This window comes from Euryhalocaulis sp. (assembly GCF_013911995.1).
Taxonomy (GTDB): Bacteria; Pseudomonadota; Alphaproteobacteria; order Caulobacterales; family Maricaulaceae; genus Euryhalocaulis; species Euryhalocaulis caribicus.
In genome coordinates this window covers 1-11,494 of the sequence record NZ_JACESD010000070.1, presented here as the reverse complement: position 1 = coordinate 11,494, position 11,494 = coordinate 1, and the positions used below count along the sequence as shown (strand labels likewise).

Genomic DNA, 11,494 nt, shown 5'->3' with positions numbered 1-11,494 from the left:
GAAAACGGCGCAGACCTTAGTTTCGGCGGCGCGGAGTCCATGCCGCTGGAGCAGCGCCGCTGGCTGGTTACGCGGATCAACCGGATCATTGATGACCCGTCCCGGCTGGGCGACGCCATGGAGCGCTGGGCGCCGCGCCTGCTGTTCGTCCTGCTGCCGGTTTACGCGCTGATCCTGGCGGGGATGCATTTCTGGCGGCGGGATTTCGTGTTCTACGACCATCTGGTCGTGTCGCTGCACGCGCACGCCTTTTTCTTCCTGCTGATGACGGGATTGATCATCGCCGGCATCGGTCTGGGCGGCTTCCTGACGACGACGATTTTCATCATCTGGAGCAATTTCTACATCTATCGCATGCACCGCCGCGTCTATCGCCACGGACGGCTGACCTCCGTGTTGCGGACGCTGGTTCTGGATTTCGTCTATATGATCGTTCTGACGCTCTCCCTGGTTATCCTGTTCTTCCTGGGCGTGGCTTTCGTCTGAACCGCATCCCGTTTTTGACCGCGCATGAAAAAGCCCCGGAGCGTTCGCTCCGGGGCTTTCTTTTCAGCGATGAACCGGCGATCAGCCCGCTGGGTTCATGCCGCAATCACTGGCGAGGAAGTTTTCAATCTCGCGCAGCGATTCACGGTGCTGTTCCGGCCACCAGGGCAGGCTGTGCGGCATGTCGTCGATGACGACCAGCTTCGCGTTCACCTTGTCCTTAACGGCGTTGTAGAAGTCCTGAGAGTGGAACAGCGGCACGCGGGTGTCGCGGTCGCCGTGATAGATCAGGATCGGGATATTCGCCTTGCTGGTGTTGTTCATGGGATCCATGCCCTTCACCGTGCGGCCCTGAAGGGCGCGCTGCAGGCGGTTCTCGCTCCAGCTGTTGTCCAGCTTGGCCAGATCCGCGACGCCCGCGCCGGCGATGGCGCAGCGGAACGGACCGTTTTCGCGGACCGTGGCGGCGAAGGCGGCGAAACCGCCATAGGAGTACCCGAAGATCGCCATGCGGTTCGGATCGGCGATGCCCTGCTCAACGAGCCACTGGGCGCCGTCATCCTTGTCGTCCTGCATCTTCTGGCCCCACTCGGCGTCGCCGGCCATCCACAGCTTGCGGCCGAAACCGGTGCTGCCGCGATATTGCGGCTGCAGCACGGCATAGCCGCGGGAGGCGAGGAATTGCGGCCAGCCGGAGCTGTCCCAGCCGGCGCTGTCGCGCGCCCAGGGACCGCCATGCGGCAGCACGATGCTGGGCAGGGGTCCGTCGCTCTTTTCCCAGCCGGCGGGCAGGGTCAGGAAGCCCGGGATCTTCATGCCGTCGCGCGCCTGGTAGTTGACCAGTTCGGTCGCGCGAAGCTGGTCCGACTTGATCCACGGACGCGCCGCGCCAATGACATCCGTGCGGCTCTTGTCGCGGAGCAGATAATAGGTCGGCGGGTTGGTGGAGCTGGACACCGTGAACATGATCTTAGACTTGTCGCCGGTGTAATTGCCGAAGCTGATATTCTGACCCGGGAAGGCCTGTTCCAGGCCCTTCTGGATCGAATCCCATTCCGGATCGACGTAGTAGGTCTTCTGAACCGCGCCGCCATAGGTGAAGCCCAGCAGCTGGTTGAAGTCCGCTTCGGTCGAACCGAGGATGACGCCCGTGGCGCTGAAATCGCGCGTGGCGAACATCGGCTCGTCATCGAATTCCCGTGTCTGCGGATCGTAGAAATAGACTTCCGCCAGGTCGTCCGACATCAGGTCGGTGATGACGTAATATTTCCCGGTTTCCTCGTCGCGGCCGGCAATGCCGACGCTGTGGCGGCCGGACGCCGTCGTGGTCAGCTTGTCATGGACCTCGAAGGCGCCGGTGGACGGGTTCTTCAGCAGGATTTCGAAATCATAGTCGCCGCCGCCCGTCGGTTCGATGCGGGACTGGGTCAGAAGCTCGCCCGTGCGGGAATCGAACAGCCCGGCCGCTTCACGCGAATTCTCGCGGTAAATCAGCTCTTCACGGCCGCTCTCAAGGTCCACGCGGATATATTCGGCGTTGAGCGAAGCGGTGTTCAGGCGCTGCGCGATCACGTCATTGGGGTCCAGCGGCAGATCCTGATGCAGGCCCGCGGTGCCGGTCAGCTCGAAGCAGAGCTGCGTCGCCTCGCTGGTGCCCAGCATGTTCTGGGCCTTCTGGAACGGCTCTTCGAAATCGTCCATATCGGTCGACGTCATGTAGAGCTTGGTCAGGAAGGTCCGCGTGTTGCCGATGCTGCGGCCTTCAATGCCGCAACGGCCGGCCGGGCCGGTCCAGGCCTGACGGCCGACGGCGAACAGCTTGTCGGCTTTCAGCGCCTGAGCGGCGATGAAGCGCATGCGGTCATTGCCCGGGGTGATGACCGGGCCTTGCGAATTTTCCAGGTCCCAGACGGCGAGCGCCAGCTCTTCGCCCTTATCGCCCGGCGGCGTCATGAGTCCGACGAGATACGATCCGTCGGACGACATGGTCACATTTGTCACGGCCGGCGTGCGCGCCAGATCCTCGACCGGAATCTGGGCGTTCGCGCTGGTCACGGCCAGCAGTCCGGCGGCGCCGCCCATGAGTGCGCCTATGCGTCCTAGCAGTCTCATTTTATATGAGCTCCCCTATACCCTTGATTTTTAAACGGCGCGCGCCGCGTCCCTGAACGGTCCGCCGTCTCTGTGGGCGGAGTTAACAGCGAGGCCGGGACAGAAACAAGCGTCCGGGTGTTAATGGCGCGGACAGGGTGCGGCAATCTGTGCGTCAACATTACCAAAATTGTGACTGTCAGGACACAGTGACCACATTACAGCCGCTTAAATCACATTTTCGTCACTCCGGCGCCTTGCGGCCCGGTTCGACAAAGGTGACAAACCGGAGAGAAACTAACCGGGAAATGTATGGTTGGTTAACTTTGGGGATTCCTCGTCGACCTTTTTGGGGGTTACAACATGATTAGAACTATGAACCGCCGCGGGCTTCTGCTCGCGAGCGTTGCCGGGATTTCGATGATTGGAGGCGCTGCGCTTGCTCAGGACGAGCAGGACGACGCCCAGGTCGAGCAAACGCAGGAAAGCCCGGCGGCTGAAGCCGCTGCTTCCGGCGACGACACGATCATCGTCACCGGTTCGCGTCTGCGCCGTGATGAATTTTCCTCGGCCTCGCCGATCCAGGTCCTGAACGCGGAATCCGCGTCCCTGGAAGGCCTGATCGACACCGCGGACATCATTCAGGGCTCGTCCATCGCGGCCGGCTCCGTCCAGTTCAACAACCAGTTCGGCGGCTTTGTTGTCGAAGGCGGCACGGGCATCAACTCGATCTCGCTGCGCGGTCTTGGCGCCCAGCGCTCGCTGGTGCTGCTGAACGGCCGTCGTCCGGGCCCGTCGGGCACGCGCGGCCAGGTTGGCGCGTTCGACCTGAACGTTATTCCGACCTCCATCATCCAGCGCGTTGAAATCCTGAAGGACGGCGCGTCTTCGGTTTACGGTTCTGACGCCGTCGCCGGCGTGGTCAACGTGATCACCCGCACCTCCGTTGAAGAGCCTGAGCTGAACTTCCAGTACAACCAGCCTCTGGAAGGCGGCGGGGAACAGTTCTCCATCAATGGCGCCTATGGCCTGAACTTCGACACGGGCAGCATCGCGCTGGCCGCCGAATACAATCTGCAGGAAGACCTGTCCCTGGGCGACCGCGATTTTCTGGGTTGCCAGCAGGACTACATCTACGACGCCTCCACCGGCGAGCGCATTGACCGCGAAGACCGGTCGATCCTGGCGGGTTCGAAGAATGGCGGTTGTCAGGGCCTGTACCACAACACGATCATCGACGCCGCATTCGGCACCCGTTACATCCCGTCGCCGGATGGCGTGACGGTTGGCCCGCTGGCGGGTTACCGTCCGCGCGCCAACGGCACCTATGACGATGGCGATGGCATCCCGGCCTTCTATGAAGACGTGCTTTACCACCCGCTGGTTGGCCGTTCCGATGCGATCAACCGCAACGAACGCTTCAGCCTCTATGGCGTCGCCGACTTCGATTTCGACGTCCTGGGCGGTGTGAAATGGGTGAATGAAGCCCTCTTCACGCGTCGTGAAACGACGGCTGAAGGCTCCCGTCAGTTCTTCCCGCTGATTGGCGGCGCGAACACGGAGAACCTGTTCGGCGGCTTTACGGGTTATGTTTATAACAACGACCCGGCCTACGAGAACCCGTTCCTCAGCGTTCTGCAGCCGGTTGCTCCGTATCCGAGCGACACGGAAGTCGTGGTTGATTACTACAACTTCGCCTCGCAGCTGGACGGCGGCTTCGGCTCCACCGGCTTCCTGAGCGACTGGACCTGGACCTTGAGCGGCGTCTACTCCTATTCGGACGGCGAATACACGAACAAGAACCAGATCTTCAACGACCTTTCGGGCGATGTGCGCTACGACGACGACGCTCCGATGTACGATCCGTTCTCGAATGCATTCCTGAGCGGCAATTACGGCGATGATTTCTACGATCTCATCGGCGGCGACGTGACCGGCAACACGATCTACGAGCAGTGGACCGCGACCGGTTACGTGACCGGCCCGCTCTTCACCCTGCCGGCTGGCGATGTCGGCGTCGTGCTGGGCGCGGAATATCGTGACTTCTCCATCGAAGACACGCCGTCTCAGGAATCCCAGGATGGCAATCTGTGGGGCTTCACCTCCGCGCAGGTTACCGAGGGCAGCGACAATGTGGCGGAAGCCTTCGGTGAGATCGAAGTTCCGGTTCTTGCGGGCCTGCCGGGCTTTGAAGAACTGACCTTCTCGGCTGCTGGTCGTGTTTTCGACTACAAGAGCACCGGCAGCGGCGAAGTGTGGGAAGTTGGTTTCAACTGGCAGGTTGTTCCGGCCGTCCGCTTCCGCGGCACGATGGGCACGTCCTACCGTTCGCCGGCGCTGTATGAACTGTATCTGGGCAACCAGACGGCGTTCTTCGATCAGCTGAACGATCCGTGCGTGGATTATCAGAACAGCTCCAACGAGCTGATCCGTCAGAACTGTGCGGCGGAAGGCATTCCGGCCGATTATCAGGGCGGCGCCTCTTCGGGCACGATCATCACCGGCGGCGGTGTTGGCGTCCTGGAGCCGGAAACGTCTGACGCCTCCACGATCGGCGTGATCCTGACGCCGTCCTTCACCAATCTGAGCGTCGCGGTCGACTACTTCGAAATCGAAGTGAACGACCAGATCGCCCAGCTTGGCGCCGGCGGCATCCTGAGCGGCTGCTACAACGCTACGAACTTCCCGAACGAGTTCTGTAACCTGTTCGACCGTGGCGATGTGAACAGCCCGTTCGCGATCACCGAGATCCGTGACAGCTTCATCAACATCAACGAGCAGACCACCCGCGGCATCGACCTCACGGCGCGTTATCAGCGTGAGTTCGACTTCGGTACGCTGACCGTTGACGGTAAAGCGACCTGGACCCTGGAAGATGTCCTGCAGCTGTTCGACCCGGCGGCGACGTCGAGCTTCGACAACAACGACTTCAACCGCACCATCGGTGACCCGGATGTCGTTGCGAACCTCGACCTGCGCTTTGACCGTGGCGACTGGACCTATTCCTGGTTCATGGACTTCATCGGTCACACTTCGAACGAGCCGTTCGCGAGCGACGACTTCACCTATTTCGGCCGGGCGGCGTTCCGTCAGGTCGAAACCGAAGCGATCTGGTACCACGCTCCGTCCATCCGCTGGTCGGGTGACAAGCTGGCCGTCACGTTCGGCATCCAGAACATCTTTGACGAAGAGCCGCCGATCATCTCGACCGGCGCCGGCGCCACGCGCCGTGGCAACGTGCCGCTCTCGGGCACGCAGTACAGCCTCCTGGGCCGCACCGCGTTCCTGCGCGTCAACAAGACCTTCTAAGACGGTCTTGCAAAACAAAAGAAAGGCGGGTCCTCCGGGACCCGCCTTTTTTTATGCGGCAAAACTGACGGTTCCGCCGGGCCATTTCGTTCGTCATGGAAACAGGGACAAATGTCCTGCGGAAATTCGCGCTCTCAGGACGCCGCCTTCGAGACGCCCTGCCGGGCTCCTCAGGCTAAGGGAGGGGTTGGAAACTATTGTTCCTCCACCCCTTTCTATCACCCTTTCCCTGAGGAGCCGCGCCATTGGCGCGGCGTCTCGAAGGGCTCTGAAAACAGGGACAATCCCGAAAATATCAGACCGGGTGCGGGGACGGCGTAAGCTCGTCCCCGTTCGCCGTCATGCGAGGGGCTTCGGATCCGGTCGCCCGAGGGACGGAGTTGAACGCGGTTCCCGGGATACGGGGCTCTCTGACCAGAGGGCTTACGTCCCGGCGCACCGCCAGGCACCAGTCTGAGGCTGAAATGCCCTGGCTATTAAGACTCTGGCGGAAAGCGGATGGAGAGGCCGGTCCGAGGCGACTCCCGCCCTCCGCAAAAGAACCGCGCGGCGCGTCTCTTTGGGGACGCGAAACATACAAACACACGGTCTCCGGCGTCCCGAAAGACGCGCCGCGCCACCCTCGTGTTTCTCTTTTCCAAACTCTGCTGCGAATGCGCCGTGGAGCCAAACGCGTAACGAAGACACCAACCTAAAACGTCATCCTCCGACGGAGCGAAGCGGAGATCGGAGGACCCAGTTGGAATCTTTGCGCCCCACGTTCCCTGGGTCCTCCGGTCAAGCCGGAGGATGACGGTGAAAAGAGAGGTGTTGGGCGAGGCAGAAAAATCCTCGCCCCCTTAATGGGGGCAATGAAGTCCCAAATGCTCGAAGAGGATTTGGATGACTGAATGGGAGAGGGCATGGCTTCAGAACAAAGCGCCAATCCGGAGAGGTCCCCCTCTCCCTTTCGTGCAATACCAAGCCGCTCACGCGTCATGGGCGCTCAAAGCCTTTGTCGGAAAATCGATTCACTGGATCGATTTTCTCTCCTCAGCCCCCTATCAGGGGGCGAGGGGGAAGAAGCGACCGCCGCGTCTCATGCGCGAGGATATCGTTCAGCGTTCCGGCCGATGGCTCCAGACAAAAAGAGCCGCGCCGGATCGCCGGCGCGGCTCTTTCTGCGGTTAGGTCTGCTATCGCTACCGGACGTCCGGCAACTCCGAGCGAGCCTGGATCTCGCCGCGGCGTTCGGAAGCCTGACGGGCCTGCAGCGCCGCCTGCACTTCCGGCAGCTGGGAGACATTGTTCAGCGTGATCATGGCCTGCGCCGCCTCGCTGGAGACGCCGAAGAAGGCCTGCAGCGCCTCAAAGCCTTTCAGAGGCCGCGGGAAGTGTTTGATCGTCACGCTGGCGTCCGGTTCGATATCGGCCAGACGCTTGGCGGCGTCGATGGCGGTGCGAAGGCCGCCCAGCTCATCCACCAGACCGCGCTCCATGGCCTGCTGCCCCGTCCACACGCGGCCCTTGGCGATTTCCAGCACTTGCGGCAACGGAATCTCGCGGCCCTCCGCGACGCGGGTGGTGAACTCGTCATAGCCATCCTGCAGATAGGCGCGGACGGCGGCTTCCTGACTTTCGGTGAAGACGCGCTGCGCGGTGTAGGCGCCAGAGAAGTCCCCGCCGACAGCCAGCGGTTCGACATTCAGTCCGACCATTTCCAGCGTGCCGTCGACGACGATCTTGCCGCCGAAGATGCCGATTGAGCCGGTGAGCGTGGTCGGGTTGGCGACGATGTGGTCGGCCCCGGCCGAGACATAGTATCCGCCGGAAGCGGCCAGCGTGCCCATGGAGATCACGACCGGCTTGCCGGCTTCCTGCGCGCGTTCCACGGCGTCCCAGATCTGGTCCGAGGCGACAATCGAGCCGCCCGGCGAATCGACGCGATAGACGATGGCCTTGACCGATTCATCCTTGGCCGCCTCGTCGATGGCCAGGGCGATAGTGTCTGAGCCCATGTAGTCTCCACCGCCGAACGGGCCGGTGTAATCCAGCGTTTCGCCGGTCACGACCGCGCCCTGGCCGGAAATCATCGCGATGACCGGGCCTTTCTTCCAGGCGCTGCCGCGGGCTTCGGCATAATCGGTGAGGGCGACCAGATCGCCGCCGCCGGCGCGCTCCAGCGCCGCGTTGCGGGCTTCGGAGACCTGTCCCATGCGGTCGACCAGCTTGGTGCTGACCACCGCTTCGGTGGAGTAGGGGGCCGCGTCCAGAATGGCGCGGGCCTGTTGCGGCGTCAGATCGCGGTCCTGCGCGATCTGCGTCAGCGACGAATCATAGATGGACTGCAGCATCGCCGTCAGCGATTCGCGGTGCGCGTCCGTGTAGCCGGATTCGTTATAGGAATTGGCCGCGGTCTTGTACTCGGCGATTTTGAAAATCTGCGACTGCGCGTTGTACTTCTCCAGCGCGCCGCCGAAGAACGGCGTCTCGCTGGCCAGGCCTGTCGCGCTGAAGCCGGCCGTGTCCTGCAGCCACAGCTCGTCCGAGGCGCTGACCGCCAGATAGGGCAGCACCGAGGTGGAGTTGAAGCCCTGGCTGTGGGTGATGACGAATTTTCCAGCCCCGCGGAGGCCGAGAATTGCGTTGCGAATCTCCTCGGCCTGGGCGGGCGGCATGCCAAACTCATTGGCCCGGATGAAGACGCCTTTGACCTTCTCGTCGGTTTCGGCGCGGGCGAGGGCTTCGATGGTGGTGGTCAGGGACGGCGTTTCGCCAAATGCGAAAGGCGCGCCGGAGGGCTGATCCAGCATCGGTTCGCGCAGGTCGAGTTCCAGCACCAGGCTGTCCCCGGCGACCGAATGCTCGGCGGCGGAGTTGTCCCCGGCCGCATTGACCGCCGCGGCAATCAGCGCGCCCAGCATGAAAAGAGACAGAAGCACAAACAGGAAGACGCCGACAAAGGCGCCCAGCGCGCTAAAGAGAAACTGCTTCATGATTTGAAACTCGCAATTCGCGGACCGCTTGCGGCCCTGACCTTACTGTTATTCGATAAGATATATGCGAATTTCGATAAAGAAAAGGCGCCAGCGGTGAAAATGACATTTCGCCGCGGCGCCTATCTGTAATTATTGGTCGGAGTAGCAGGATTTGAACCTGCGACCCCCGCCTCCCGAAGACGGTGCTCTACCAGGCTGAGCTATACTCCGTAAGCAAGGCCGCGGCGTATAGCCCGCCTTGAAGCCAAGCGCAACGGCGCGTCTGTAGTCGGGTGTGTGACAGGCAGTGTAGCGGGGGCGTTGCAATGGCCGTTGGGCCGCGCTATAGCCCCGGCCTCCCGCGCAAAGCTCTCCGCCGCGCGGCGGATTATTGGGGCGTAGCCAAGCGGTAAGGCACCGGGTTTTGATCCCGTGATCCCAGGTTCGAATCCTGGCGCCCCAGCCACCCTTCCCAGAAAAATTGCAGTGCCGCAGGATACGCGTTCATCGAGTGGCCGCCGGGACGCGCGGTCTGCGGGCCGCGATCCTTCGCAAACCGCCGCCGCGCCTTGTTTCGCGAACATTTGTCCGGAACGTCTGTCAGGGGGTCGCCGCAGGCCGCAGCGCGGACCGCTTGTTCGCGAATCTGGCTCAGGAATCCCCTCTCAGGCGAGTAAGGCGCAATCTTCATGTCTGCAAGGTTGCTATCCTCGCACAGCCGGTGCTAGCGTCATTTCCAGAAACAAGAGGGACGGGTCCGGTCACGGATCATAATTGTTCCCGGAGAAGACGGCGGGCCAACCGCCGCGGGCTGCAGTCGGGGATGGGTTGAAGGGGTTCAACCACTCCAGCTGAAATAATTATCCGCCGCCACAATCGAGGCGCATAGCGGCGTTAATGATTGTGGCGGACAAGTTTGATCGATTTGGAAGGCGCCGGAGCCAATAAATCCGGCGTCGCATCTTGCGAGGCGAGTATGTCGAAACTCTCATTCCTTCTTCGCGCGGGGCTGGTCGGCGCGGTGGCCGGCATGGCCGCGGGCGGAGCGGCCAACGCGCAGCTTGAGCGCGCCGTTCAGGTCGCTCAGCAATCCACCGAAGCCGGGCAACAGTCCCAGGACCGCGTGGAGCAACTGGACGATTCACGCACCGATCTGGCCCGCGAATATCGCGCGGTTCTGCAGCAGATCGAAAGTCAGCGTCTGTTCGTTGACCAGCAGCGCGTCTTCCTGCGCTCCCAGCAGAACGAGATCGAATCCCTGCAGTCCCAGATCGGGCGCGTGGAGAACGTGAAGGTCGAGCTGCTGCCGATGATGCGCGAAATGGTCGATAATCTGGCCAATTTCGTTGAGCTGGACCTGCCGTTCAACATGGTGGACCGCCAGGAACGCATCCAGCGCCTGTATGACAATCTGGACGACGCCGATGTGAGCGTCGCCGAACGTTATCGCGTTATTCTGAACGCCTACGAGATCGAGGCGTCCTATGGCCGCGGCATCAACGCCTATGAAGGTCCGCTGACCGAGGGCGGCGAAGACGTCGTTGATTTCCTCCGCATTGGCCGTCTGATGCTGATCTATAGCCGCAAGGACGCGGACGAATATGGCTACTGGGACCGCGAGTCGGGTTCCTGGCAGCCGCTGCCGGGCGATTACGGCCTGGAGCTGAGCAAGGCCTTCCGCATCGCGCGCAACGCCGCCGCTCCGGAAATCCTTCTGGCGCCGGTCCCCGGCCCGGTTCAGGGCGAGTATCAGGCCGCCGCGCCGCTTCCGCCGCAATCGAGCGCTCCGGCGCCGTCCGCGCCTCCGGCCAACCCGGCCGATGAGGGCGACACTGAGGAGGGCGCTGACGATGAAGCGTCTGCCGAGGACGCCGAGGCTTCCGAAAACACTGAAGGCGGCGATGCCGCTGAAAACCAGTAAGCGGAGTTCGTTAGAGCAATGAAAAAGATGAACTTTACCCGTACCCTGGTTATGGCTGCCGCTTCCTTCGGCCTGATCGCCACCGGCGCGGCCGCGGCGCAGCCTGACCGTGAACCCGCTTCGTCCCTGTCCGAGCTGCTCAATCGCGTGCAGCAGGACAGCCGCGAAGCTTCCCAGTCCTTCCAGCAGCGCGAGCAGGAATTCCAGCAAGCGCGCAGTCAGCAGCAGGCGCTGCTGAATCAGGCGCGGTCGGAGCTTTCCACGCTCCAGGGCCAGGCCTCTTCGCTGCAGGCGCAGTTCGACGCCAACCAGGCGCGGATTGACGAACTGGACGTGCAGCTGCGTGAGGCGCAGGGCGAATTCGGCGAACTGTTCGGCGTTGCCCGTCAGACCGCCGGCGAATTTGCCGCGGCTGTCCGCAGCTCGGCGATTTCCGCGCAGTATCCGGGACGTCACCGCGTTCTGGACCGTCTGGCGAACTCCACCACGCTGCCGACCCGCGAAGAGCTGGACGCGCTGTGGAAAACGATGCTTCGCGAGATGATCGAGCAGGGCAACACCGTTGTCTTCAACCGCACGGTCGCCAATCTCGACGATAGCGGCGAAGCGCCGGTCTATCGCGTCGGCCCGTTCGTTCTGTTCACCACCCAGGGCGGTGCGCAATTCCTGAAATATGACGGCTCCAACAACCTGTTGTCCGTTCTTGAGCGTCAGCCTTCCGGCCGTACTG

The 11,494-nt window shown here is 62.3% G+C and carries 4 protein-coding genes, 2 tRNA genes and 2 pseudogenes; 5 read left to right on the top strand and 3 right to left on the bottom strand.

Annotated elements, in window-relative coordinates; translation table 11 throughout:
* Positions 1-486, top strand: a pseudogene (locus tag H2040_RS13685) (hypothetical protein); the annotation flags it as partial.
* Positions 487-567: 81 nt separating this feature from the next.
* Here the strand turns inward: H2040_RS13685 and H2040_RS13680 are convergent.
* Positions 568-2,598, bottom strand: coding sequence for an alpha/beta hydrolase family protein (locus H2040_RS13680; RefSeq protein WP_287158122.1), 2,031 nt, complete (start codon positions 2,596-2,598; stop codon positions 568-570).
* Positions 2,599-2,940: 342 nt separating this feature from the next.
* Here H2040_RS13680 and H2040_RS13675 point away from each other — a divergent pair, with 342 nt between their 5' ends.
* Positions 2,941-5,886, top strand: a complete 2,946-nt coding sequence (locus H2040_RS13675) for a TonB-dependent receptor plug domain-containing protein (protein ID WP_287158119.1) — start codon at positions 2,941-2,943, stop codon at positions 5,884-5,886.
* 1,181 nt (positions 5,887-7,067) lie between these two features.
* Here the strand turns inward: H2040_RS13675 and sppA are convergent.
* Together sppA and H2040_RS13665 are read right to left on the bottom strand one after the other, a co-directional pair.
* A complete protein-coding gene (gene sppA, locus H2040_RS13670) occupies positions 7,068-8,861 on the bottom strand; it encodes a signal peptide peptidase SppA (protein ID WP_287158117.1) in 1,794 nt (597 codons plus the stop codon).
* Positions 8,862-8,997: 136 nt separating this feature from the next.
* Positions 8,998-9,074 (bottom strand) — tRNA-Pro (locus H2040_RS13665).
* 161 nt (positions 9,075-9,235) lie between these two features.
* On the opposite strand from H2040_RS13665, the gene H2040_RS13660 reads away from it, so the two are divergent.
* From H2040_RS13660 to H2040_RS13650, 3 genes and pseudogenes are all read left to right on the top strand, one after another.
* Positions 9,236-9,309: transfer RNA gene (locus H2040_RS13660), tRNA-Gln, on the top strand.
* Positions 9,310-9,819: 510 nt separating this feature from the next.
* Positions 9,820-10,764, top strand: coding sequence for a DUF3450 domain-containing protein (locus tag H2040_RS13655; RefSeq protein ID WP_287158115.1), 945 nt, complete (start codon positions 9,820-9,822; stop codon positions 10,762-10,764).
* An 18-nt stretch (positions 10,765-10,782) separates the two neighbouring features.
* Positions 10,783-11,494 (top strand): annotated as a pseudogene (locus H2040_RS13650) (MotA/TolQ/ExbB proton channel family protein); the annotation flags it as partial.

Bases quoted from the DNA above. Each gene is read 5' to 3' on its own strand.
- sppA (WP_287158117.1), bottom strand. From the start codon at position 8,861: ATGAAGCAGTTTCTCTTTAGCGCGCTGGGCGCCTTTGTCGGCGTCTTC.
- H2040_RS13680 (WP_287158122.1), bottom strand. From the start codon at position 2,598: ATGAGACTGCTAGGACGCATAGGCGCACTCATGGGCGGCGCCGCCGGA.
- H2040_RS13675 (WP_287158119.1), top strand. From the start codon at position 2,941: ATGATTAGAACTATGAACCGCCGCGGGCTTCTGCTCGCGAGCGTTGCC.
- H2040_RS13655 (WP_287158115.1), top strand. From the start codon at position 9,820: ATGTCGAAACTCTCATTCCTTCTTCGCGCGGGGCTGGTCGGCGCGGTG.